Source organism: Bacillus sp. REN3, assembly GCF_017912555.1.
In the GTDB taxonomy this organism is placed as follows: Bacteria; Bacillota; Bacilli; order Bacillales; family Cytobacillaceae; genus Mesobacillus.
Window position 1 is genome coordinate 1 of sequence record NZ_JAERSD010000017.1, and the last position, 24781, is coordinate 24781.

General features: G+C 45.0%; 23 protein-coding genes. 21 read left to right on the forward strand and 2 right to left on the reverse strand.

What is annotated here, in order from left to right; translation table 11 throughout:
• The first annotated feature begins 230 nt into the window (after positions 1–230).
• The 3 genes from JJQ88_RS14660 (at position 231) to JJQ88_RS14670 (ending at position 3308) form a co-directional block, all read left to right on the forward strand.
• Positions 231–956, forward strand: coding sequence for a hypothetical protein (locus JJQ88_RS14660; protein ID WP_210366797.1), 726 nt, complete (start codon positions 231–233; stop codon positions 954–956).
• 16 nt (positions 957–972) lie between these two features.
• Positions 973–1845, forward strand: a complete 873-nt coding sequence (locus JJQ88_RS14665) for a DUF3307 domain-containing protein (protein ID WP_210366798.1) — start codon at positions 973–975, stop codon at positions 1843–1845.
• 83 nt (positions 1846–1928) lie between these two features.
• Positions 1929–3308 carry an FAD-binding domain-containing protein gene (locus JJQ88_RS14670; protein ID WP_210366799.1) on the forward strand — a complete coding sequence of 460 codons (1380 nt, stop codon included), beginning with the start codon at positions 1929–1931 and terminating at the stop codon, positions 3306–3308.
• A 13-nt stretch (positions 3309–3321) separates the two neighbouring features.
• Here the strand turns inward: JJQ88_RS14670 and JJQ88_RS14675 are convergent, their stop codons facing one another.
• Complete coding sequence (locus tag JJQ88_RS14675) at positions 3322–4200, reverse strand: DMT family transporter (protein WP_210366800.1); 879 nt, start codon at positions 4198–4200, stop codon at positions 3322–3324.
• A gap of 142 nt (positions 4201–4342) precedes the next feature.
• Here JJQ88_RS14675 and JJQ88_RS14680 point away from each other — a divergent pair, with 142 nt between their 5' ends.
• The 16 genes from JJQ88_RS14680 (at position 4343) to hutG (ending at position 22662) form a co-directional block, all read left to right on the forward strand.
• Positions 4343–5755: an aminotransferase-like domain-containing protein gene (locus tag JJQ88_RS14680; RefSeq protein WP_210366801.1), complete on the forward strand. Its 1413-nt coding sequence runs from the start codon at positions 4343–4345 to the stop codon at positions 5753–5755.
• A gap of 38 nt (positions 5756–5793) precedes the next feature.
• On the forward strand, positions 5794–6549 hold the full coding sequence (locus JJQ88_RS14685) for an exodeoxyribonuclease III (RefSeq protein ID WP_210366802.1): 756 nt from the start codon (positions 5794–5796) through the stop codon (positions 6547–6549).
• 280 nt (positions 6550–6829) lie between these two features.
• Positions 6830–7477, forward strand: a complete 648-nt coding sequence (gene ccpN, locus JJQ88_RS14690) for a transcriptional regulator CcpN (RefSeq protein WP_210366803.1) — start codon at positions 6830–6832, stop codon at positions 7475–7477.
• A 13-nt stretch (positions 7478–7490) separates the two neighbouring features.
• Positions 7491–8309: a pyruvate, water dikinase regulatory protein gene (locus JJQ88_RS14695; RefSeq protein WP_210366804.1), complete on the forward strand. Its 819-nt coding sequence runs from the start codon at positions 7491–7493 to the stop codon at positions 8307–8309.
• A complete protein-coding gene (gene ppdK / locus JJQ88_RS14700) occupies positions 8309–10981 on the forward strand; it encodes a pyruvate, phosphate dikinase (RefSeq protein WP_210366805.1) in 2673 nt (890 codons plus the stop codon). Before JJQ88_RS14695 ends, ppdK begins: the two co-directional genes overlap by 1 nt.
• A gap of 439 nt (positions 10982–11420) precedes the next feature.
• Entirely contained in the window at positions 11421–11810 is a 390-nt protein-coding gene (locus JJQ88_RS14705) for a phasin family protein (RefSeq protein WP_210366806.1), read from the forward strand.
• A gap of 28 nt (positions 11811–11838) precedes the next feature.
• Positions 11839–13500, forward strand: a complete 1662-nt coding sequence (locus JJQ88_RS14710; protein ID WP_210366807.1) for an ABC1 kinase family protein — start codon at positions 11839–11841, stop codon at positions 13498–13500.
• A 108-nt stretch (positions 13501–13608) separates the two neighbouring features.
• Entirely contained in the window at positions 13609–13734 is a 126-nt protein-coding gene (locus JJQ88_RS21580) for a hypothetical protein (protein WP_282597709.1), read from the forward strand.
• Between the two features lie 120 nt (positions 13735–13854).
• A complete protein-coding gene (gene glsA, locus JJQ88_RS14715; RefSeq protein WP_210366808.1) occupies positions 13855–14781 on the forward strand; it encodes a glutaminase A in 927 nt (308 codons plus the stop codon).
• Positions 14782–14894: 113 nt separating this feature from the next.
• Positions 14895–15551 (forward strand): protein kinase family protein, encoded by a 657-nt coding sequence (locus tag JJQ88_RS14720; RefSeq protein ID WP_210366809.1) that lies wholly within the window; start codon positions 14895–14897, stop codon positions 15549–15551.
• A gap of 87 nt (positions 15552–15638) precedes the next feature.
• Positions 15639–16217: a branched-chain amino acid aminotransferase gene (locus tag JJQ88_RS14725; protein WP_210366810.1), complete on the forward strand. Its 579-nt coding sequence runs from the start codon at positions 15639–15641 to the stop codon at positions 16215–16217.
• Positions 16218–16489: 272 nt separating this feature from the next.
• Entirely contained in the window at positions 16490–16927 is a 438-nt protein-coding gene (hutP, locus tag JJQ88_RS14730) for a hut operon transcriptional regulator HutP (RefSeq protein ID WP_210366811.1), read from the forward strand.
• Between the two features lie 100 nt (positions 16928–17027).
• Positions 17028–18554, forward strand: a complete 1527-nt coding sequence (gene hutH, locus JJQ88_RS14735) for a histidine ammonia-lyase (protein ID WP_210366812.1) — start codon at positions 17028–17030, stop codon at positions 18552–18554.
• A 229-nt stretch (positions 18555–18783) separates the two neighbouring features.
• Positions 18784–20445 carry a urocanate hydratase gene (hutU, locus tag JJQ88_RS14740; protein WP_210366813.1) on the forward strand — a complete coding sequence of 554 codons (1662 nt, stop codon included), beginning with the start codon at positions 18784–18786 and terminating at the stop codon, positions 20443–20445.
• A gap of 23 nt (positions 20446–20468) precedes the next feature.
• Positions 20469–21749, forward strand: coding sequence for an imidazolonepropionase (hutI, locus tag JJQ88_RS14745; RefSeq protein WP_210366814.1), 1281 nt, complete (start codon positions 20469–20471; stop codon positions 21747–21749).
• Entirely contained in the window at positions 21718–22662 is a 945-nt protein-coding gene (hutG, locus tag JJQ88_RS14750) for a formimidoylglutamase (protein ID WP_210366815.1), read from the forward strand. Before hutI ends, hutG begins: the two co-directional genes overlap by 32 nt.
• Before the next feature lie 46 nt (positions 22663–22708).
• Here hutG and JJQ88_RS14755 read toward each other — a convergent pair whose 3' ends face one another.
• Positions 22709–23728, reverse strand: coding sequence for an LLM class flavin-dependent oxidoreductase (locus tag JJQ88_RS14755; RefSeq protein ID WP_210366816.1), 1020 nt, complete (start codon positions 23726–23728; stop codon positions 22709–22711).
• Positions 23729–24059: 331 nt separating this feature from the next.
• Here JJQ88_RS14755 and JJQ88_RS14760 point away from each other — a divergent pair, with 331 nt between their 5' ends.
• Positions 24060–24272: a helix-turn-helix transcriptional regulator gene (locus JJQ88_RS14760; RefSeq protein WP_349237142.1), complete on the forward strand. Its 213-nt coding sequence runs from the start codon at positions 24060–24062 to the stop codon at positions 24270–24272.
• Positions 24273–24683 carry a hypothetical protein gene (locus JJQ88_RS14765; RefSeq protein ID WP_210366817.1) on the forward strand — a complete coding sequence of 137 codons (411 nt, stop codon included), beginning with the start codon at positions 24273–24275 and terminating at the stop codon, positions 24681–24683.
• Positions 24684–24781: the final 98 nt, after the last annotated feature.

Consider the following 24781-nt stretch of genomic DNA (forward strand, 5'->3'; position numbering starts at 1 on the left):
GGTTTGATGAGGAGGGACTGAAAGTAAAAGAGGAAGCCAGGAAGGCTCCCTCTTTGAAATCAGTTTCTTACTCTACCATCGACCCATTGAAGCGAACGTACGCTCTTGTTAAAATGAATGAAAGTGATTTTACGCTGGAGTATAAGGTTTGACTAATCAATCTAATTTAATTAAAATTAAATCATATAATCTAATTTAAGAGGTTGGGTGGTTTAATGGAGCCTGTGTCGGTGTTTATTATGGATGTGTCCAAGTCTTCTGCCGCTGGAGCGGAAATAAGCAGTTATCTGCTGGAAGTGGAGCAGCGGATAAAGGAATGGTATACGGGAATGATCGACATAAAAGTAAAACATCGGGCCGGCGATGAAATCATTTTTATTGCACAGGGTTATCCGACAGCATACATAACAGCGTTTTTCATCAGCAGGCTCTGGAAATATGAACGCCATATGCCATATTTCGGTCTCGCCTATGGGAAAATTGATGACAAAGTAAAGAATCTTGATGTTGAGAAGTGGATTCATCCAATAGTGAAACAGGCAAGGATGGCGAGTGACAGTTTGAAAATGGAGCAAAAAGGAAGGGAAACATTCCTCTTTCGGCTGGAGGCAGAGAATAAGGAAACAGAGATGCTGCTGAATCGAGTAGTAAGGCTCCAGCATGCATTGGAAACGCAGCAAACTGAAGTCCAGCGACTTGTTTGTTCCATGTACTTGATTTTCCAAAAACAAAATTTGATTGCCAGGCTTCTTGGCAAATCGGCACCGACGATTTATAGCCATTTCAAAAAAGGTCACTGTGAACTGATCCTTGACAGTTACAAAGAGGTCAGGATCGTGCTTGATTCCTATCAAGCCAAAGAATTGCCAAGCAATGATATCGTCGACAGCGGTCTCCTTGAAGCCGAAATCCGGAAAATCATAAGAAAGCAGCCAGGAATCTATCTTACTATTTAATGTGAAAGGAGCAGGCATGCTGTTATTACTTCTAATCATTGCCCACCTTCTTGCGGATTTTTATTTACAGACCGATGAAATGGTCCGTGAAAAGCAAAAACACCTAAAAAAACATGTCCTTCATCATTTTACCTTGTATTTCGCCGTTCTTGGGCTATTTTGGTTCTATGGCAGTCCAGGAAAAGGTGTTTTGGAAACTTGGCTTTGGCCTGCCTTGTTCTTAACGGGTACGCATTTTATCATCGATTACATGAAGATCAAGCTTGTGGATACATTCTCAAAGGTTGGGAATTTATACAAGCTTTCCTATTTCATTATCGATCAGATTTTGCACCTGGCGACGATTGTTATTACTTGCCAATTGTTTTATGGCATTAAAGCAAGGTCTGTATTCAATCGGCTCATGGAACTGGTTACCGTCGAAGGCGCAACCATGGACACAATGAGTGAACTTTTATCTATTTTTGTCATTTTAATTTTCGGCACTACGGTCAGCGGCCATATCATCAGGATCTTGCTAGGTTCATTGCCGGGACAGCTGTTGAGCTTTGAAGGAAAGTACACATTCCAGAACAATCTGAAGGAGGATATTTATCCGGAAGAAGGTTACGGTGACAGGGGGCTTTCGGAGGAATACAGCTATATGATCTTCAATAAGCATGACCTTTCAAGAGGCAAGCTGATCGGTTACATTGAAAGGCTGCTCGTCATCCTCCTGACTTTCTATCATGCTTATCCTGCGATTGCTTTCATTGTAACAGCTAAATCGATTGCTCGTTTCAAACAGTTGGATGACCGGGATTGGGCTGAATACTTCCTGCTTGGGACATTGACCTCCATGTTCCTCGGATTGGCTTTCGGCATTTTGCTGAGGGAAATATTGGTTTGATAAAATGGCGGCCACATTGGTGCGCCATTTTCATTTTCTTTGGGTAAATGTATAGATGAACACTGGAAAATGGGGTGACTTCGATGAATGTTATGTTATTCAACAGGGATTTAAGGCTGTGTGACAACGAACCTTTTGCGGAAGCGTCGAAACCTGGGGAGTTGCTGCCCCTGTATATCTTTGATCCATCTGAATGGGAAGAAACAGAGCTATCGCACCGTCACTTCCAGTTTGTACTGGAAAGCCTGGAGGAACTTTCATCACAAATACAGCAGCGCGGAGGCAAACTGTTTTTGGCGATTGGGGAAATCGAAGCGATTTTAGCCGAACTCCTGAAAGCCTATGGATCCCTTGCCATCTTCACCGCAATTGATACTTTGAAGAAAGATCCAATTATGCAGTGGGTGAAGAAGAACAATCAAAGATATTCTGGCTATGGTTTAAAGAATGACGGGGAATCCGAAATGACCTTTAAGGCACGATGGAGGGAATATGTAAACAGTCGGGTTATTGAAGCTCCTGCGCGTCTGCAAGTTCCAGCGAACGTTCCGGAAGTTCTTTTTACCAATCCGAATCGAGTAATGGGGATCAAGGCCAGAGGAAGTAAAATCCGTTACGGACAGCAAGGCGGAGAAGAGAAGGCAAAGGAGACACTCGACACTTTTATTCATCATCGCTATTTGAAATATGCCGAGAACCATCAAATGCCTATTGCTTCTTCCATGTCGTCCAGCAGACTATCAGCATATATCGCATGGGGCAATCTGTCTGTACGGACAATTTTCCAGCAGACAATAGAAAAGGCGGGAAATATCAGGGTGGATGAGCGGCGTCAATTTGATCCATTTCTCGCAAAATTGTTTTTACATGATAAATCAATCCGCTTCATTAAAGAATCGGATGTCAATCAAATAAAAAGATGCTGGGACGAGGGATGGTACGGACGATGGCTTGCCGGAAAAACGGGGATTCCATTTATTGATGCTGCGATGAGATGTCTCGATAAAACTGGATGGTTGAATTTCACGCTACGGGAAATGGTGATTTCCTTTATCTGCAATACATTGATGATGGATATCGAAAAGCCTATGCATGGGATGGCTGGCCTCCTCCTGGACTATCATCCGGAAATATACGCATATAACGTAAAAAAGATGACAGGCTTCCAGGGGGATAAAAAGCTCAGGATCATTGATCCGATCCGCCTTGGGAAAAGACTGGACCCTGATGGCGTATTTATTCGCAGGTATGTCCAGGAACTTAGAGGGGTGCCAGCAGAATACATCCATGAACCATGGCGCTACCCAGGATTTTATCAACTTCGCTATGAACCACCGATAATCGATGTGAAAAAGGCGAACAAAATTGCCAAAATAGAATTCGCCCGCCTAAATCCAGCGGACTGCCTTACAAAAAGGCAAATGAAAAAGGATGGAGCAGAACAGCTATCCTTCGATTTGTGAACCTTTACGAAGCCTAGTTCAGGTGTTTTCCTCTGTTTCGATCTTCCAAGAAAGTAAATGAAACTCCTGCAAGGGTAATGAATCCTCCGATGATTGTCATAGTGGTTGGAGTTTCCCCAAGCCACACCCAGGCAATCAGGAAAGAGGCAGCAGGTGTCAAGTAGAGAGAACTTGCAGCTTCGGAGGCTCCGGTCTTTTTTGTGATATAAGCCAGGGCGAAATACGCGATGACAGTCGGGAACACTCCCAGGTAAACGGCGCTGAGGGTGGCTCCAACTGAAGCTTGATTCAAAGCCATTCCAATTCCGGGCGAAAAGAACGCCATGATGATTGTGGCAGCCCAAATGGTATAAGCTGTGAACGGGAGAGCGCCGTATTTATCCAAATAGCGCTTCTGGAATACGAAATATATTGATTCTGATAGTGATGCTCCCAGAATCCAGATAATCCCCATCCCAGCTTCGAGCGGTCTGCTGCTTCCGGCAGAAATCAGGAAGACACCCCCTGAACATATTGCTGCGCCAATCCAGTACCACTTCCCCGTCTTTTCCTTTAGAAATAATTTTCCGAGGATACCGATCATGATCGGTGAAGTTGAGACAAGCAGGCTTGCTGTACCTGCATCAACAGTTTGTTCTCCATAACTCAGCCAAGTTTGATAGACGGCGAAGCCGAGCAATCCGAATACGAAAATGACAGGAAGATCCTTCAGCTCAGGCAATCTCATTCGAGTGGCTGCTGCATAAACCATCAGGCCGACCGCACCGATCAAAAGGCGGAGGAAGGACAAATGCTCTGGCGAATATCCTGAAAGTCCATAGCGTATTCCGGCGAATGCCGAACCCCAAAGAAGGATAATAGTAGCGTTGGCAACGATAATTCTATAATTCAAATGAACTCACCCCATATAGCCAGCCAATTCAGGAAGGAAATTTTTTATCTTCCCAATATATCAAGGACTTGTTAATATGTAACCAACCAATCAGCCGATTTTTAAACCAACCAATTGCCAATAGATAGAATGGAGCCTGATAATGAAAAGACCGCGGAAATATCAGTTGATTATCGATTTTATAAAGGAGCAAATCGGGAATGGAACTTGGCCTGTCGGAAGCAGGCTGCCTAGCCAGCGGGAACTTGCAAAGCGATTTGCTGTGAACAGAAGTACGGTGATTACTGCGCTTGAAGAATTAGCGGCTGAAGGCCTTGTCCAGGGAAAGAGTGGCGCAGGCACGATTGTGTTGAACAATACATGGTCATTGATGCGGTCAGGCCCTCTAATTAATTGGAATGAACAGGTCCGGATGGGAACACATCTGGCGAGCCTTTCTATTGTCCAGGCGATTAATAAAGCAGAATCTGACCAGCGGTTGATCCAGCTCAGCAAGGGAGAACTTTCCCAGGAGCTTTTTCCACTTAGGGAAATGAAAACGGTCATCCAGCAAGCAGGCGAGGAACTTTCACCTTTCGGATATGAGGACCCAAAGGGTTATCCTGCTCTTCGAGAGGAGGTAAGCCTATATTTAAGGAAAAAGGGAATCCAGGCACCGCCAACATCGATCCTGATTGTTTCTGGTGCCCTTCAGGCACTCCATCTGATTTCCATCGGTCTGCTGAAGCGGGGTTCGACTGTTTTTCTTGAGAATCCCTCCTATCTGTATACGTTATCGACCTTCCAGTCTGCCGGGATGAAGCTTAAAGGTATCTTTACGGATGATGAGGGTATTCAGCCAAAAATGATCAAAGAAGAGGCAGTAAGCGGAAATTCTGTACTCTATTGTCATCCAACCTTCCATAACCCGACTGGCGCTTTAATGGGGAGCGAACGGAGGAAGGAATTGCTGAAGCTGGCAGAAAGAATGAGGCTGCCAATTATTGAAGATGATGTATATGGAGATCTCTGGCTGGATGCCCCGTCGCCTCCTCCGATAAAGTCGTTTGACAGGGAAGGGAATGTCCTCTATCTCGGCAGTCTCTCAAAAAGCCTTGCTCCTGGCCTGCGGATTGGATGGCTAGTAGGCCCCGAACCTGTCATCGACCGGCTTGCTGATCTGAAAATGCAGACAGACTATGGTTCAAGTTCTTTATCGCAAAGGGTTGCGTCCAAATGGCTTGTGAATGGTTTTTACCAGGAACATCTCAATAAGATACGCGGAGAGTTAAGGAGACGGAGAGAAGTTCTTTTATCCGCGCTGGAAACCCATCTTGGGGATGTTGCGGAATGGGAATCCCCCGCAGGTGGTTTTTTTATCTGGGTAAAAATCAATCGTGATATCCCCGTCGCTGTACTGCACTCTAAAGCAATGGCCAAAGGTGTCCTGTTGAATCCGGGGCGCATGTATAGCTCGAATAAACTTCAGTACTTGAGGCTTTCATATGCGAATGCACCTGTTGATGAGCTTATTAAAGGAATCGTGATATTAGAAACGATCATCAAAGACTGGTAGAATGAGAGAAGCATATTTTTCAAGGAGAAAAAAACAACATGAAATTTGTATCATGGAATGTCAATGGAATAAGGGCGTGTGCTGGCAAGGGTTTCCTTGATTACTTCAGAAAAGCGGACGCTGACCTTTTCTGCATACAGGAAACTAAGCTGCAGGAAGGGCAAATCAATCTTGAACTCGAAGGCTATAAGCAGTTTTGGAATTATGCGGAAAGAAAGGGTTATTCGGGCACTGCAATCTTCTCAAAAGAACAGCCGATTTCGGTCCAATATGGAATCGGTTCAGATGAATATGATTGTGAAGGAAGGGCGATAACCCTTGAATTTGAATCGTTTTATATCGTGAATGTATATACTCCCAACTCACAGAGGGACCTAGCGAGGCTTGGATTTCGGCTTGAATGGGAGGATAGGCTAAGGGACTACCTTATGCAGCTGGACAGAAAGAAGCCGGTTGTCCTGTGCGGGGACCTAAATGTAGCTCATCATGAAATTGATTTGAAAAACCCAAAGCCAAACCGGGGAAACTCCGGTTTTACAGATGAGGAACGCGGAAAAATGTCCAGGCTTTTGTCTAGCGGATTCATTGACTCATTTCGTTATCTTCACCCTGACAAGGAAGGGGTCTACACGTGGTGGTCTTACATGAATAAAGTCAGGGAACGGAATATTGGCTGGCGGATCGATTACTTCATCGTTTCCGAAACGCTGTCTCCTGCGATTCTTGAGGCTGGGGCTGAATGTATGGTTATGGGCAGCGACCACTGCCCGGTTACTTTAGAACTCAATCTTTAAATTATGGCCTCTTCGGAGAAATCCGAGGAGGTATTTTGTTGCTCATCTTAGGGACAGCCACTTTCGGGAATAACGGAGGACTTTAGGGCATAACAAACAAGTGTTTACAAAAAGTATAGCTTTTTTATCTGGGTAACAGCTGATTAGAAAAGAATTTCACAAAAAATTAAAACCTTTTCTTTCGATTTGCAGTTAAATGTTATATACTATAAATCAATAAGGATAACACATTTAACGGATCCTTGATAATGTTACATAATTTATTGGGGGTAAGCTGGTGGTGAGTTCTATTAAACTAACGAAAAGGCAGGAAGAAATCGTCCAGATTGTTAAGGAAGACGGTCCCATTACTGGAGAACGGATTGCCGAAAAATTAAAGCTGACACGCGCGACCCTCCGACCAGACCTCGCCATCCTGACGATGGCAGGCAGACTTGAAGCAAGGCCGAGAGTCGGGTATTTTTTTAACAAGGATAAAGAAAAACAGTTCGATGCAGCTGCTTTTCTTGAGCAAAAAGTCAATGACTATAAAGGACATCCAATTGTTTTGCAAAAGTCTGCCTCTGTCTATGACGCCATTGTCCAAATGTTCCTTGAAGATGTAGGCACACTTTACGCAATCGACAAGGAAGGCTGTTTGGCAGGTGTCATATCCCGGAAGGACCTTTTAAGGGCAGCGATTGGGAATAAAAACCTTGAGGATCTTCCTGTAAGCGTCATCATGACCAGGATGCCAAATATTATAACAGTCGCGCCAGAGGAAACCATGCTGCAGGCGGCCAGGAAACTTGCGGTGAACCGCATTGACTCATTGCCTGTCGTCCGCCAGAAGGGAAAAGATCCGGAAGCATATGAGGTAATCGGACGTATTACCAAAACAACAATAACAAAAGCTTACCTTGAAATTACTGAGCAAAAATCTGTCTAGGAAGTGAGTTATATTGGAGATGAAGGAAGTCGTCTATGTGGTTTCCGATTCAGTCGGAGAAACAGCGGAGTTTGTTGTGAAAGCTGTGGCCACTCAATTCAATGGAGGGCAAGTCGATATCAGGCGAAGCTCTTATGTGGAAGACGAAGAGGATATCGAGGATATCATCGCGGTAGCCAGACAGGGGCGGTCGATTATAGCCTATACAATCGTCGTGCCGAAATTGAAGGCGTATCTTGACAAGAGGTCGCAAGAGGAAGGGATTCACGCAGTCGACCTATTGAATCCGTTAATGAATGCATTTGAACAAAAATTCAACAAAGAACCTAACCATCAGCCGGGAATGATGAGGAAACTTGACGATGACTATTTCCGGAAGATTGAAGCAATTGAGTTTGCCGTTAAATATGATGATGGACGCGATCCGCGAGGAATTTTAAGAGCCGATATCGTTTTGGTAGGTGTCTCAAGGACGTCAAAAACCCCTTTATCGATGTATCTGGCGCATAAAAGGTACAAAGTAGCAAATGTTCCGATCGTTCCAGAGGTGAAACCACCTGAAGAACTTTTCCAAGTTCCCAGGACAAAATGCGTCGGACTTATCATTTCCCCTGAGAAATTGAATGAAATCAGGACAGAAAGACTAAAAGCCCTGGGTTTGGGTGCAAGGGCAAACTATGCAAGCTATGAGCGTATCCTCGAGGAGCTGGATTATGCAGAAAAAATCATGAAGCGGGTTGGCTGCCCGGTCATCAATGTCTCAAACAAGGCGATAGAAGAAACAGCCGGTTTAATACTGGATATTTTAAAAAGTGAGAGGAGTTTTAAGTGATGTCCAAATTCGTTTACCTGTTCAATGAGGGAAATAGCAGCATGAAAGAAATTCTCGGAGGGAAAGGTGCGAACCTTGCGGAAATGACAAAGATCGGCCTCCCTGTCCCATTTGGATTCACCATTTCCACTGAGGCATGCAACGCATACTATGATGCAGGCAAGAACATTCCTGAAAAAGTCAAAACCCAGGTGCTTGACGCACTCGCAGAACTGGAAAAGAACACCGGAAAGAAACTGGGGAATCCTGAAAACCCTCTCCTGGTATCTGTACGTTCAGGCGCTGTTTTCTCGATGCCTGGTATGATGGATACCATCTTGAACCTCGGTATGAACGATGAGACTGTCGAAGGGGTGGCTAGACTGACAAACAACCCGCGTTTTGCCTACGACTCTTACCGCCGCTTCATCCAAATGTTCAGTGATGTTGTCCTTGATGTCGATGTCTTCTTTTTCGAGCGACTGCTTGAAGAAACAAGGGAGGCAAAAGGATATTCTTCCGACCCCGAAATGACAGCTGAAGATTGGAAGGAAGTCATTGAGGGCTATAAAAACATTGTCACGAAGCATACAAGAAAGCCATTTCCGCAGGATCCTGCAGAGCAGCTTTTCTTGTCAATCAACGCAGTGTTTGACTCATGGAACAACCAGCGTGCGATTGTGTATCGCCGTTTGAACAAAATTCCTTCGCACCTTGGAACAGCGGTCAATATTCAAAGCATGGTATTCGGAAACATGGGCGACGATTCGGGAACAGGCGTAGCCTTTACCCGCGACCCTTCAACCGGTGAACACATCCTTTACGGTGAGTATTTGATCAATGCCCAGGGTGAGGATGTTGTGGCAGGTATTCGCACTCCGCAGCCAATCCAAACATTGAAGGATGAAATGCCTGCTGTTTATCAGCAATTTGTTGATACATGCCAGATCCTTGAACAGCATTATAAAGATATGCAGGATATCGAATTCACAGTGGAGCGCGGAAAGCTATTCTTCCTGCAAACCCGAACCGGAAAGCGTACCGCTCAGGCTGCGATCAGGATTGCGGCAGAACTCGTTCAGGAAGGAATTATTGATAAAAAGACAGCTTTGCTTCGTGTTGATCCTGAACAACTGGATCAGCTGCTGCATCGAAGGATTGATGAAAATCATGAACGCCAGCAGCTTGCAAAAGGACTCCCTGCCTCACCTGGTGCTGCAACAGGCAAGGTTGTTTTCGACGCAGATGAAGCGGAACAGCTGGCAAACGAAGGACAAAAAGTCATTCTTGTCCGTCCAGAAACAACCCCTGATGACATCCATGGAATTATTGCTGCCCAGGCAGTCGTCACCAGCCGTGGCGGGATGACAAGCCATGCTGCCGTCGTAGCCAGGGGAATGGGCAAGGCGTGTATTTGCGGGTGCGAAGCGATGAAAATCGATTTGCACGAAAAGAAGTTCCAAGTCGGGGAAATAGCGGTGAATCATGGTGATATCATTACCATCGACGGAGGTACTGGTGAAATCATGCTAGGGGAAATCCCGATGATTGAACCAGAACTTTCAGCAGAATTCCAGCTGTTGCTTTCCTGGGCTGATGAGGAAAGGAAAATCGGTGTCCGCGCTAATGCCGATAATCCTGAAGATTCCCGGAAAGCACTTGAATTCGGTGCAGGGGGCATTGGTTTATGCCGTACAGAGCACATGTTCATGGACGCTGCAAGAGTGCCGATCGTTCAAAAAATGATTCTCGCTGAAACTTCAGAAGAACGCAGCGAGGCATTAAATGAATTATTGCCGATGCAGCAGGGAGATTTCGAAGGGATTCTTGAAGTAATGGAGGGACTCCCAGTTACCATCCGTTTGCTAGACCCTCCGCTCCATGAGTTCCTGCCTGATAAAGAAGAGCTCTTGGTTGATATCACCAGATTGCAAATTCTTGAGCCGGAATCCAAAGAACTAAAAGAAAAGGAATTATTGCTTAAAAAGGTACGTCAGCTTGATGAATTCAATCCAATGCTGGGACACCGCGGCTGCCGGCTTGGCATGATCCATCCGGAAATCTATGAAATGCAGGCAAGAGCTATTTTCTACGCAGTTGCCAGCCTTGCGGACAAAGGAATTCATGTCCAGCCGGAAATCATGATTCCGCTTGTGGGACATGTCAATGAATTGAAAGAGATGAGGCAACTGGTGAATTCAGCAGCACAGAGTGTCAAAGAAGAAACAGGCAAGGAATTCGATTATACGGTGGGAACAATGATTGAAATTCCGCGTGCTGCTTTGACTGCAGACCAAATCGCTGAAGAAGCGGATTTCTTCTCATTTGGAACAAATGATTTGACGCAGACCACCTTTGGCTACAGCCGTGATGATGCGGAAGGTAAATTCCTCCAGAATTACATCGAACAGAAGGTATTGCCGGAGAACCCATTCGCTGTTCTCGACCGTGAAGGCGTCGGCAAGCTTGTTGAAACCGGTGTAACGCTTGGAAGGCAGACGAAACCTGGCCTGAAGACTGGTATATGCGGAGAACACGGAGGGGAGAAAAGCTCAATCGAATTCTGTTATAATGCAGGACTTGATTATGTGAGCTGTTCACCGTATCGTGTACCTCTCGCCCGCCTTGCAGCTGCACAGGCAACGATCCGCAAGGAGAAAACATCTGAAAAGTCAGCAGTAACAGCAAAATAAACACAAAAGAGCGTAGGCTGATTAAGCCGCGCTCTTTTGTTCTTGGCTCAAGGAAAAGCTGAAGTTAATTACATATGGCTCAAGTATGTACCGAGACGCTTAAAAGAAGATAGGCAGTTGGAGGCAATCCTGAATGTTGAACTTTTTTAACGGAAGAGAAAAAGAGACAGGGAATTGATAAAGAAGGAAATGCTGAAAACTTTAAACATCCATTAGATCAAATAATACACAGTGCCAAAGAACAATAGCAACATTTGTGATGACCGCCATCCATCAAGATACAGGAACAGTGGGATAAGGTATAAAAATACTTGTGAATAACACTGGTTAACAGGGTTCGGCCGCATGGTTGATGGCCTGTTTTTTTCCCAAAGTGGATAATTTTTACCGATATTGGGGTATTGATAAGGAAACATGTATGTAAAAGGAGGAGGACGAAATGAACAGTTTCCTGAAAAGTGGCTTTTTATTAGGGCTGGGAGCTGCTGTGGCCGGTAAAGAAAAATTTGATGAAACCATTACGAAGCTTGTGGAAAAGGGAAGCATGACACAATCTGAAGCTGATTCCTTGTTCGATGAGTGGATGAAAAAAGGAGAGACAAAGAACGAAGAATGGAATACGGAATTCAGGGAGCTGGCGAAGAACCAATTAAGGGAGCTAGGATTCGTCAGCCGTGAAGAACTTGATCATGTACAGGCACAGCTTGTGCTCCTGCAGGAGGAGCTTATCCAGTTAAGGAACAATTTGAACGATCAGGGAAAGGATAAAGCGGACCAAGAGCAGGGGATGGAAAATATTCCACCAGGCTTTTCGAAAGATGTAGATTAATAGCAGGTGAAAAATGGTGACTAAACAGATGAGACGTTTGAATAGATATAAAGAAATCGGCTCGGTCTTTGTGAGGTATGGATTCGGCTATGTTTTTGATGAAATAGGTCTGTTTCATGTTTTATCATTGAAGGATAAGGTAGCAGCAGAAATAAAAAATGGCAATACCAAAGAAGCTGGCTACCGAATCAGGTGCATGCTGGAGGAATTAGGTCCTGCGTTCATCAAGCTTGGGCAGCTGCTCAGCATAAGAAGCGATTTGCTGCCTGATGAAATCATCAAGGAGCTTGAACTTTTGCAGGATCAAGTTCCCCAGGTTCCAGTCAAAGAAATTAAGGCGAAAATCGAGCAGGATTTCGGAAGGCCGGCGGAAGAAGTGTTCGATTACTTCAATGAGCAATGTGTTGCAGCTGCTTCAATCGGCCAAGTTTACGAAGCTGTCCTGCTGACAGGAGAATCTGTCATGGTCAAGGTTCAGCGGCCGGGAATCAAGGAAATTGTCGATACAGATCTCGCGATTTTAAAGGATCTCTCACGCGCGATCGAACAAAGGTATGAGTGGGCCCAATATTATAATGTCACCGAGATCGTCGATGAGTTATCCGAGTCTATTCGCAGGGAGCTCGATTATCTTGAAGAGGCACGTAACACTGAGACTGTCCAAATGCAATTTGCTGATTGTGAACAAATTAAAGTGCCTGAAATTTATGATGATTATACCACTTCCCACATCCTGACAATGGAAAAGATAGATGGCGTGAAGGTGAATGAACTTCATAATATGGTCGCAAGCAGGGAGGAAAAACGGCAAATTGCTGAACTTCTCGTCAGCTCATTCATCACTCAAATCTTAAAGGAAGGTTTTTTCCACGGAGACCCCCATCCCGGGAATATCCTGTATGTCCCTGAAAAAAAACAACTTGTATTCATCGACTTCGGGCAGGTTGGCCGGCTTTCTGCAGGTATGCGCTATGATTCTGCGGATATGATGATGGGGATTATGCAGGATGAGCCTGAAAAAATCGTCAAATCCATCTTCCGGATGGCTTACGTCCCCTCAGATGTCGATGAAAAGCATTTCCACGATGAGGTTGAATGGATCAGCAAACAGCTGTCCCGTTCAAATGGAGGGAACATAAACCTTGGGCTGGTTGTTAAAGATTTGTTTGCCGCGGCACAGGAGCACAGGATCATCCTGCCGAAGGAAATGACAATGATGGGCAAGGCATTGATCACGATTGATGGAATCATTTCAGATATCGATCCTGAATTGGATATGATTTCACTGGCTCGCCCATATGGGGAACAATTGATGCGCGAAAGATATGATCCTGCGAAAATAGGTAAAAGGCTTTGGAGTCAGGCGGAAAATTTAAGTGATACCTTAACGAATATTCCGTCGCAAGTCGAGGATGTCCTTGACCAGGCATCAAAAGGTGACTTGAAATTTGAAATCAGCCTGTCTGAAATCAATCGTATCCTTAATAAGTTTGATCGGATCAGCAATCAGGTTTCCTTCAGCCTTACGCTGCTTGCTTTCAGCATCGTTGTGCTCGGACTGATTGTAGGCTCCACGTTTGGCAACAATACGATCCTGACTAGCGTTCCTGCTATTGAAATCGGATTTGTCATTGCCTTCGGGATGTTTTTGCTGATTATTTACTCCATCATGCGATCAGGAAGATTTTAATCATTCAAAGCGACCAAGAGGATTTAATCATTCAAAATGGTAGGCTTTGTTCCCATTTGCAGAACTTCTGTGCACTTAGCCGGTTCATAGAGCCAGGTGAAGCCTGGTATGGTAATGGAAATCGCCAGCACCAGCACAGCAGCGAGGAAAAATGATGTCTATGCATTTACGCCACTTAATATTCGCCGGCTTTTTTCTGAAAGCGTGGAATCGGAATACCGTGCTCATTCTTGATAAGAATCAGCACGGCTTTTTTTCGTTTCTGTTCTGATGTCCTTGAATGCATTGACTATCTTTTTCCGGGAACAATGGATAATAGCGGTAACCAATCAATTGGGAATGGAGGAAGCACAAATGCCTTGCAGGACGACATCTGAATTGAATAAACTTGTCAGGGAAGCGAAGAAACATACGAAACAAGGGAAGGTGGCTGATTATATTCCTGCTTTGGCAAAAGCAAATCCCAAGGAACTATCCGTTGCCATTTTCCATCATGATGGGCTATGCATATCTGCAGGAGACGTGCAGCAAAAAATTACACTTCAGAGTGTATCAAAAGTTTTGACCCTGGCCTTGGCACTGATGGATTACGGGGAAGAAGCTGTTTTTAGCAAAGTTGGGTATGAGCCGACGGGAGATCCATTCAATTCGATTGTCAAGCTGGAAAATAACCCTTCCAAGCCTTTGAACCCTATGATTAATGCCGGTGCTTTGGCGGTGACACATATGATCAAAGGAGAGGACTCTGGCAAGCGATTTGGAAGGATCCTTTCTTTTATCCAGAGGCTTGGCGGGAACCCATCGATAAACTATTGCGCTGAAGCAGCAGAATCAGAATATAGAACAGCTGACCTCAACAGGTCGCTATGCTATTTCATGAAACAGCATGGTGTCATTGAAGAAGATGTTGAGGAACTGCTGTTGATTTATACAAAGCAATGTGCGATTGAAATGGATTGCCTCGATCTGGCGAGGATTGGCTGCGTATTTGCGATGGATGGTGTCGACCCTATTACCGGTGAAAGGCTGATCCCTGGACATGTTGCAAGATTATGCAAGACATTCATGGTTACATGCGGAATGTACAACGCCTCAGGAGAATTCGCAGTCAGAGTGGGGATACCAGCTAAAAGCGGAGTGTCCGGGGGCATCATGGGAGCAGTACCGAACCGTTTTGGCATCGGGATATTTGGCCCGTCCTTAGACGAGAAGGGGAACAGTATCGGCGGGATCAAATTATTGGAGATGATGTCAGCACACTACGCCATGAGCATGTTTTAGGCCGGACGAAAAATTGTAAAGATTCGGACAAAAATTACCAGGAGGAGTATATCCATCCTATGTTACGATAGAATCGCGATAAAACCAAATGATGGAAAGGAGTTTGAAGGATATTGGAGAACAAGGTTACTTCGATGCATTCAAGACTTAAAGATGCCTTATTTGAAGAAATCGATGAGCTTTTCATTTATGCGAATGATTATTTTGCGGATTATTTACTCGGATTGCTTGATGAGTTTATCGAAAAAGAACAAATCCCCGAACCTATTGCTGCCAAGATGATTCCTCATTTCCTCTGGTGGGCCATCCTCACATACCGTTCCCCCAAAAACAGGAAAACGATCTTTCAGCACTATCTTGAGTCTCCAGAATATAAAAGCAGGCGAAAACCATATTTGCATAAGAACGTAAGCCAATGGAAATATGTCCTTCCCAGTTTCTATTATGTTGAAGAAATCTTAGGTGACCGGGCCCTCGTATTGATTGATATCTTTCAAATGAAAGAGAAGCTTGTTGGGGTTTTTAATGAAGTTTATCATCCGCCTTCCGAAAGGCAAATGGTATTTGGCTACATCCTCCCTGATGGAGATGGCACATATTCGCCGATCATTGATTTTTTCCATATCCCCTCTGAACACAAACAGGAGGTCGCTATCCAGATCATCCAGTTTTACAACAAAAAAGCAGTTACCACAGACCGTCAATTCTTCGAAAAATACTTCCCTAAACTTTTATCGATCATCTCCAAAATCATTGATAAACAGAATTAATGGGCCAGACTAATAGTTGCAATTTTGGATAATAGCATTCATGATGGAATCAAACCATTTGCAGTCATGAATATTTGGAGGTTGAACATGTTAAGAACGAAAATTGGCCGATTGCTGGCAGACAAGGCTGAACTATTTAAAGAAGAAAGGGAATATGCCCTGCGGACCGGCCTTCTGAAAGATGAATCGGATATTGCAGAAGCAGGAGACTGCACAAGATTCAAAGAAGCCTATATCGAGGTGGGAGACAAAGAAACTGAAAATTTGGTAGCGGTAAAAGGACCCGATTTTTTGGATAACCCGATCACCTACTTCAAGGATCACAAAAATGAATTCATGTATTTGGAATCTGACTGGTGGGACCTCGTCGGTGTCGATGCAGTCAGCCTTGAAATCGATGATGTTTTTGGCAATTATGATGTCATGCTTGGCATTAGGTTGCAGAAGAAATACGGGAATGCCATCAAATCCTATTTATCAGAAAATCCGGACGGAAACCCGATGGCCAATGATCTGATGTTCGATTCCAATGAAGGCATTTGGAGCCTGAACTTTTCGCTTAATGAAATAAAGGGATTCGAAGATGGAATGATGATTGGGAAAGCCTACGAGGTCATCTACAGTTATCTGTTCGGACTTGCTGAATGGGTGGAAAGCAACCAATAAACAGAAATGAAAAAACGCCTTTTGGCGTTTTTTTTATGCGTTGCGGAGGCGAATCAGCTTGGCATGCTATGACCTGTTCACCATACCCGCCAGGAAACAGGCAAGTGGGGAATAGAGGAAATTTGCTGATTCTCCTGTATGGTAATCCTTTAATATACTGCTATATTAGAATACTAAAATTTACCAAAATCCATTGACAGAAGGATGTTTTAACACATACAATCAAGATGAGTTATTAGTCAATAGTTAAAATTCTGAAATCGGAGTTAGTCATGAGCAATAAATTAGCGATTGGAAAAACTGCGATCCTGCTGGCAGCTTTGACAGAAGATGAAATGGCTGCATTTCAGCCGACTTTATCTGATGTGAAGTATTGTCTCGGCAAGGTTGGATCGATGAACATGCAAAAAGTGATTTCGGCTGTGGAAACAGCCGCAAAGCGGAATGGGCTCATCCATCAAAATTTATACCGCGAAACCCATGCCTTATACCATGCGATCATGGAGGGAATGGAGGGAGTGACAAGAGGCCACTTGGCCATTGGCGATATGAGCAGGACTGTGGGTCTGCGGTTTTCTGTTGTAAGGGGCATGCCATTTCTTGAAAACGGCGAAGGGGAATGGATTGCCGTCGCTTTTTATGGAACAATCGGAGCCCCGATAAAAGGGTCTGAACATGAAACGGTTGGTTTAGGAATTAATCATATATAGTTTATGACATTGCCTATAGTCCATAGTCAGAAGGAGGCGATGATGGTATCTTGATGCCATTGTCGGCTCCTTTTTATTATATTATCGGGAGGTAAACGGCATGGTTGTATTGACAGGTGAAACATTGACGCTGGAACAGATCAAAAGGATCTGCTACCAGGAAGAAGCAGTTGCGATCAGCCCTGAAAGCATGCGAAAAGTGGCGGAAAGCAGGGCTGCTGTAGAAAAGATTGTATCCGAGAAAAGAACTATTTATGGTATCAACACGGGTTTTGGGAAGTTCAGCGATGTCATCATCAATGAGGATGATGTCAATGCTCTTCAGCTTAATTTGATACGCTCGCATGCCTGCGGGGTTGGTGACCCTTTCCCTGAGGAGGTTTCGCGGGCCATGGTGCTGCTTAGGCTCAACGCCTTGATAAAGGGTTTTTCCGGAATCAGGCCCGTTATCGCCGAGCGTTTGCTGGATCTATTGAACCTGGGAATCCATCCGGTGGTCCCGCAGCAGGGTTCACTTGGAGCTTCTGGGGATCTTGCGCCGTTGTCCCATCTTGCCCTTGTATTGCTTGGTGAAGGAAAGGTATTTTATAAGGGTGAAATTTGCCCGACTGAAAAAGCCTTCAAGGAGTTAGGGATCAAGCCGGTTGTACTGCAGGCAAAGGAAGGCCTGGCCTTAATCAACGGTACCCAGGCGATGACAGCTATGGGTGTTGTCAATTGGATTGAAGCCAGTGACCTGGCATATCAGTCAGAATGGATTTCTGCGCTGACAATGGAAGGACTTGAAGGAATCATGGATGCATTTCACCCTGCCATCCATGAAGCACGGGGATATAAACAGCAAATGGATGTTGCGGAAAGGATGAGCAATATTCTTGCTGGTAGCAGGCTGACAACAAAACAGGGCGAGAAAAGAGTTCAGGATGCCTACTCGCTAAGGTGCATTCCCCAGGTGCATGGGGCATCATGGCAGGCGCTGGACTATGTGAAAGAAAAGCTGGAGATCGAAATGAACGCAGCAACAGACAATCCTTTGATTTTCGATGGGGGACATACAGTTATTTCAGGGGGGAATTTCCATGGACAGCCAATAGCAATCGCCATGGATTTCATGAAAATTGCCATTGCCGAATTCGCCAGTATATCAGAAAGAAGGATTGAAAGATTGGTTAATCCCCAATTGAATGATTTGCCTCCATTTTTAAGTGCCCAACCTGGCTTGCAATCCGGCGCGATGATCATGCAGTACAGCGCCGCATCGCTTGTATCTGAAAACAAAACGCTCGCCCATCCAGCAAGCGTTGATTCCATACCGTCATCAGCCAATCAGGAGGACCATGTCAGCATGGGTACGATCGCTTCAAGGCATGCCCATCTGATTATCCAGAATGCCAGGCGGGTGCTTGCGATTGAATGCATATGCGCCCTGCAGGCGGTACAGCATCGCGGAGTAGACAGGATGTCCCCACAGACGAGAGCATTTTACGAGGAAGCCAGGAAGATCGTCCCTTCCATAACTGAAGACCGCGTGTTTTCCGAAGATATTGAGAAGCTTGCAGTGTGGCTTAAAAAAAATGACAGGCAGTGGACAGCTTCCTTCAAAAACGAAGCGAACCTAGTTTCATAGATGACAGCCTTGCTTTTCAACTAAATGGCTTAAATGAACATCAGCGTAAATGATGATGGCGATAGGAATTTAAGAGCAAGACGGGTTTAGTGTAGACAATCCATTTAGAGAATGTTTGGAGTCCTTTTCGGCATATGACCATTGCAGATGCAAGACTGGCCACAGAACCATGAAGGATTCTGGATTCATAGATTTGAAGAACAGATTCAAAAATAAGGGAGTGGAAAAGATGACAATTGAAGCAAAAAGAAGCGTCAAAGCAAAAAAAGGATTTGAACTTGAATGTAAAGGCTGGGAGCAGGAAGCTGCATTGAGGATGCTTTATAACAATCTCGATCCTGAAGTAGCAGAAAAACCGGAAGAACTCGTGGTGTATGGGGGAATCGGCAAAGCAGCGCGTAATTGGGAAGCATTCGATGCAATCGTCAATACCCTCCGCAGACTTGAAAACGATGAAACGATGCTGATCCAGTCCGGGAAGCCAGTGGCTGTCTTTAAGACGCATAGAGCTGCTCCCCGGGTGTTGCTATCCAATTCCGTCATCGTCCCTAAATGGGCAAACTGGGAACATTTCCATGAGCTTGATCAAAAAGGTTTGATGATGTACGGACAAATGACGGCTGGAAGCTGGATCTATATCGGAACCCAGGGGATTCTACAGGGAACATATGAAACCTTTGCCGAAGTGGCAAGGCAGCACTTTGAGGGTACCTTGAAGCATACGATTACCCTGACTGCAGGATTGGGTGGGATGGGTGGCGCCCAGCCGCTGGCGGTTACCATGAACGGTGGTGTCTGCATCGCTGTTGAGATTGATCCCGAGCGGATCCAGAAGAGGATCGATACACGCTATTGTGACCGGATGACTAGTTCAATTGACGAAGCAATCGGATGGGCACAGGAAGCAAAGCAAAAAGGCAGTCCATTATCCATTGGACTGATCGGAAACGCCGCAGAAATCCATTATGAACTGCTGCAAAGGAATGTGAAGATAGATATCGTGACAGACCAGACCTCCGCCCATGACCCTTTGAATGGCTATATACCTTCCGGACTTTCTTTGGAGGATGCCGCAAGACTCAGGAAAGAAAATCCGAATGAATATACCAGGCGGTCACAGGCTTCAATGGCAAAGCATGTAGCGGCAATGCTGGAATTCCAGACAAAAGGGGCGGTCACTTTCGATTATGGCAACAATATCCGACAGGTTGCCAGTGACAATGGCATAGAGAATGCGTTTGATTTTCCCGGTTTTGTGCCTGCTTATATCCGCCCCCTGTTCTGCGAAGGAAAGGGACCTTTCCGCTGGGCAGCACTGTCAGGCGATCCTGCTGATATCCATCGTACTGATGCGCTTATCAAAGAGTTGTTTCCAGATAACGAACCATTGCAGCGATGGATTGACATGGCACAGGAGAAAGTCGCATTCCAGGGGCTTCCAGCCAGGATTTGCTGGCTTGGTTATGGAGAAAGGGTCAAGATGGGTCTGGCAATAAACGACTTGGTCAGGAAAGGCGAGTTGAAGGCTCCGATTGTCATTGGGCGGGATCACCTGGACTGCGGATCTGTTGCATCGCCAAACCGTGAAACGGAAGCGATGAAGGATGGAAGCGATGCTGTTGGCGACTGGGCGATTCTTAATGCCCTTGTGAACGTGGCTGCGGGAGGATCGTGGATTTCTATCCATCATGGCGGCGGGGTCGGAATGGGCTATTCCCTGCACGCGGGAATGGTTGTTGTCGCAGATGGAACAGACCTTGCGGAAGAGAGGCTAAAAAGGGTACTTACAACCGACCCAGGCATGGGTGTTGTCCGCCATGCGGATGCAGGCTATGAAAAAGCCATCGAGGTGGCAAGGGAGAAGGGTGTCGATATACCGATGCTTCCTTAAAACACAACAAGGAGTGGAGAAGATTGAAATTTGATTTGCTTGTTTTCAATATCGGCGAATTAATTTTACCTAAAAAAACGCAAAAACCTTTGAAAGGCGATGATATGAAGAAGCTGTCGATACTCAAAAACGCAGCGATCGGGGTTTCTCATGGTTCCGTCGAATGGATTGGCAGTAATGAAGAAGCAAATTCATTGGAAGCAGTCCAACGCGTCGACGCAAAGGGAAGGGTAGTCTCCCCGGGACTAGTTGACCCTCATACACATCTTGTTTTTGGCGGTTCACGGGAAAATGAACTGGCCATGAAGCAAGCGGGCGTACCATACCTTGAAATTCTTGCCGGCGGCGGCGGGATATTATCGACCGTCAAAGCAACTAAGGACGCTTCGGAGGATGAGCTATTCAAAAAAGCATCTTTTCACCTTGAAAGAATGATTTCCCATGGCGTGACAACCGTAGAGGCTAAGAGCGGGTATGGCCTCGATCGGTTAACAGAGATGAAGCAGCTAAGGGTTGCGATGAGGCTTAAAGAACAATACCCTGTAACAATAGTTTCGACATTTCTAGGACCACACGCAATCCCGCCTTCCTACAAGGGCAGAGAGAATCACTTCCTTGATGAAATGGCAGGCTTGCTGGATGAGATCAGGGAAGAGGGGCTAGCTGATTTTGCTGATATTTTCTGCGAAACAGGCGTGTTTTCAATTGAACAATCGAGGGAGTTCCTTCAAAGCGCAAAATCGAAAGGATTCGGATTGAAAATCCATGCTGACGAAATCGACCCGCTTGGCGGCGCCGAACTTGCTGCATCTCTGGATGCTGCAAGCGCTGATCACCTGGTAGCTGCCTCCGATGAGGGCATCGATCGTTTGGCCGAAAGTAACACAGTGGCAGTGCTTCTTCCTGGAACAACCTTTTATTTAGGGAAGGACCAGTATGCACGAGCGAGAGAAATGATTGATAGTGGGGTTGCTGTAGCCCTTGCAACAGATTTCAATCCGGGCAGCTGCGTTACGGAAAATCTTCAGATGATCATGTCGCTTGCTGCTTTGAAGCTGAAGATGACGGCTGAGGAAATATGGAATGCAGTCACTGTCAACGCAGCGCATGCAATTGGGAAAGGAACGGAAGCCGGAACACTGGAGATTGGACAAAATGCCAGCTTCGTCCTCTGGGATATTCCGAACTATCAATATATACCTTATCATTTTGGAGTGAACCATGCGCAAAGTGTTTACCAAGCGGGAAAAAAACTTTGGGAGAGAAAGCCAAATGGGGAATTTCAGTTATCTTCAGCCAGGTAAGCCAGCTATTTTCAAAGACCAATATGTAACAAAAGTAAATGAATGTCTCCTTCCATATTCAGACGGAAGGAAAGGGGATATCGGACTAGTCGGTCTTCCTTTTTCGAAAACGTCCATTTCCCCCTCCCAGGCATCTGCTGCACCTGCAATAATCCGGTCGATTCTTGGGGGATTCTCCACCTTTTCCGGGGAACAGAATACGGATTATTTGGACTTGAAACTATTGGACTTCGGTGATGTGGACACTCACCCAACCGATATCGAAGGGACAATTGAAAGGCTATATATAAGTGTAAAAGAAATGCTCCAAAAAAACGCCAGTGAGAGATATATTATTCTCGGCGGCGACCACGGGGTCAGCTATCCGTCAATCCGTGCTTTCAAAGAACATTTCGGGACAGTTGGGGTCATCCAATGGGATGCACACCATGATGTCAGGAATCTAGACGACGGCGGCCGGACGAACGGCACCCCTTTCAGGAGCCTTATTGAAGGCGGGTATATAAAAGGAGAGCATCTTGTCCAGGTTGGGATCCGCGATTTTGCCAATGCACGGGAATACCATGAATACGCTAAAGAAAAAGGCGTTGCTGTGTATTCTATGGGCGATATAGAGAATGAGGGGATATTGAAGGTTATCAAGAATGAATTGGCGAGGCTTGAGGGATTAGTAGACATCATCTATTTATCGGTTGATATGGATGTTGTAGACCAGGCCTACGCACCTGGCTGTCCCGCTATCGGTCCTGGAGGGATGACGAGCAGGGAACTCTTATCCAGTATTTCGCTGGCAGCAGCACATGAAAAAGTAATTGCGATGGATCTTGTGGAAATCGATCCATCGAAGGATTTCAGGGACATGACGAGCAGGCTTGGAGCCCTTGCGATGCTGCGTTTTATGTTCAGTAAATAGCCTAATAGAAAAGGAGAAGCCGGGGCAGCTTCTCCTTTTCATTTTCTTACTTTCCATTGAAGATGTCTGAGACAATTTCATAGGATTTTAAGCGGGCTTTGTGATCAAAAATCTGGGCATTGATAATCATTTCGTCTGCCTGAGTGTCATCAAGGAATTCCTGCAGCTGTGTTTTAACTGTTTCTGGGCTTCCCACGATGGAGGAACCAATCCTGCTGTCTAGTAGCTGACGTTCGTAATCACTGAGGCGTTCCTCCAAATTCTCGACAGGTGGAAGCAAAGGACTTGGGTTATTCCTGAATAAATTGAGGAATTGCTGCTGCATGGAAGTAGCAAGCAAGGAAGCCTCCTCGTCGGTCTCCGCAGCAATAATATTCATTCCCACCATGGCATAGGGTTCTTGCAGCACTTCTGAAGGTTTGAAGGACTGACGATACAGCCTGAGTGCTCCTAAAGTATTCTCGGGAGAGAAGTGGCTTGCGAATGAAAAAGGAAGCCCCAGCTGTCCTGCCAGTTGTGCGCTGTAGCCGCTCGAACCGAGAAGCCAGATAGGAATTTCGAGACCTTCTCCCGGAATTGCCCGGACACTGCGATATTTTGAATCCGGATCAGGATTGAAATAGGCCCGAAGCTCCTCCAGTTGCTCCGGGAAATCCTGCCCATCACTGCGCCGTTCTCGTCTCAATGCGTATGCTGTCACCTGGTCAGTTCCAGGAGCTCGGCCAAGACCGAGGTCGATCCTTCCCGGGAATAAAGACTCCAAGGTACCAAATTGTTCTGCAATCACGAGGGGGGCATGATTAGGGAGCATAATGCCTCCGGAACCGACCCTGATCGTTGAAGTGCCTGCCGCTACATGACCGATGACGACAGATGTAGCTGAGCTTGCGATGCCGGGCATATTATGATGCTCAGCAAGCCAGTATCGGTTATACCCCCACTTTTCTGTATGCCGCGCTAAATCCAATGTATTTCTAAAAGAATCCGCTGCTGTGCCACCTTGTAAAATCGGTGACAGGTCAAGGACAGAATATTTTATGTCACTTAAACTCTTCATGGCTTTCATCTACTTTCTTTGGAAAATAATAGCCTGTAAAGGCTATAGAACCTATAGTAACAATTCTCGAAATGGTTTCAAAATAATTTGTTTTATTTGCTTTTTCAATTCCTCATGGAAAAAGCATTTTTATGCTAAATGACTGATATGTCTTTTTTTGGTAGAAATTCAGCATTTTCAATATTTTATGGTAAAGAAGGCTCGATACTGGAAGCTGATTGCTGGAACTTTTCATTACATCTTTTCAAATATGTAAAGATATCTTTACATATTGTTGAGCGAAGTTTATGATGAATGTAAAGGTATCTTTACATTCAATCGGATGGAGGTCGGAAGATTTGTGAAAGTCATTAATCATATTAAGGAAATTCGTTTAGGAAAAGGGATTACCCAGGTTCAAATGGCAGAGGATTTACAAATTACCCGCCAAACAATCAATGCCATTGAAAGAAATAAATATAATCCAAGTTTAGAATTGGCTTTGAAATTGGCTGAATATTTCAATGTACCGTTTGAACGACTTTTTTATTTGGAAAAAAAGGAGGAGAAATAATTGGAAGAAAGAAAACTGAAAATACTTTTGTGGATTGTGATCACAGTGTGTATGACTATCGGAGGGATTATGGGGATTTATATAATTGGCAACGAAACAGGTGTATATGACTTTGATTTGATAGGGGCAATTTTTTTCGGCGTAATTGGAGGCTTTCTCGTCTATTTAATGATTTCCAAATTAAATGGAAAAAGAAATGGAAAGGTACCGGATGTCGATGAACGGACGGTTCGAATCATGCAAAAGTTTTTATTGTTTTCTTTATACGGTGTTTTAATTGGAAGCGGAGCGATGTTAATAATTGCCTATGCAATGGGAATTAAAACGATTGAGACAGGTATTTTGATTCTATGTCTGTTAGGTATTTACATGATTATTGGCCTTGGTGCGTTGGTAGTGAAAAGATTATGAAATTGGATGCAGCGTATTCGAGCAAGGGTTGAATACGTTTCATTATTATTATGCAAAAAAACATTGCCATCTTACGTCTAAGAAAGAGTTCATTCCAA

What these genes read in the sequence shown, in the direction of transcription:
- JJQ88_RS14665 (WP_210366798.1), top strand. Translation starts at nt 973, where the DNA reads ATGCTGTTATTACTTCTAATCATTGCCCACCTTCTTGCGGATTTTTAT.
- JJQ88_RS14685 (WP_210366802.1), top strand. Translation starts at nt 5,794, where the DNA reads ATGAAATTTGTATCATGGAATGTCAATGGAATAAGGGCGTGTGCTGGC.
- JJQ88_RS14705 (WP_210366806.1), top strand. Translation starts at nt 11,421, where the DNA reads ATGAACAGTTTCCTGAAAAGTGGCTTTTTATTAGGGCTGGGAGCTGCT.
- hutH (WP_210366812.1), top strand. Translation starts at nt 17,028, where the DNA reads ATGGTTGTATTGACAGGTGAAACATTGACGCTGGAACAGATCAAAAGG.
- JJQ88_RS14710 (WP_210366807.1), top strand. Translation starts at nt 11,839, where the DNA reads ATGAGACGTTTGAATAGATATAAAGAAATCGGCTCGGTCTTTGTGAGG.
- hutU (WP_210366813.1), top strand. Translation starts at nt 18,784, where the DNA reads ATGACAATTGAAGCAAAAAGAAGCGTCAAAGCAAAAAAAGGATTTGAA.
- JJQ88_RS14755 (WP_210366816.1), bottom strand. Translation starts at nt 23,728, where the DNA reads ATGAAAGCCATGAAGAGTTTAAGTGACATAAAATATTCTGTCCTTGAC.
- JJQ88_RS14680 (WP_210366801.1), top strand. Translation starts at nt 4,343, where the DNA reads ATGAAAAGACCGCGGAAATATCAGTTGATTATCGATTTTATAAAGGAG.
- hutP (WP_210366811.1), top strand. Translation starts at nt 16,490, where the DNA reads ATGAGCAATAAATTAGCGATTGGAAAAACTGCGATCCTGCTGGCAGCT.
- JJQ88_RS21580 (WP_282597709.1), top strand. Translation starts at nt 13,609, where the DNA reads ATGGTAATGGAAATCGCCAGCACCAGCACAGCAGCGAGGAAAAATGAT.
- glsA (WP_210366808.1), top strand. Translation starts at nt 13,855, where the DNA reads ATGCCTTGCAGGACGACATCTGAATTGAATAAACTTGTCAGGGAAGCG.
- hutG (WP_210366815.1), top strand. Translation starts at nt 21,718, where the DNA reads ATGGGGAATTTCAGTTATCTTCAGCCAGGTAAGCCAGCTATTTTCAAA.
- JJQ88_RS14670 (WP_210366799.1), top strand. Translation starts at nt 1,929, where the DNA reads ATGAATGTTATGTTATTCAACAGGGATTTAAGGCTGTGTGACAACGAA.
- JJQ88_RS14725 (WP_210366810.1), top strand. Translation starts at nt 15,639, where the DNA reads ATGTTAAGAACGAAAATTGGCCGATTGCTGGCAGACAAGGCTGAACTA.
- ppdK (WP_210366805.1), top strand. Translation starts at nt 8,309, where the DNA reads ATGTCCAAATTCGTTTACCTGTTCAATGAGGGAAATAGCAGCATGAAA.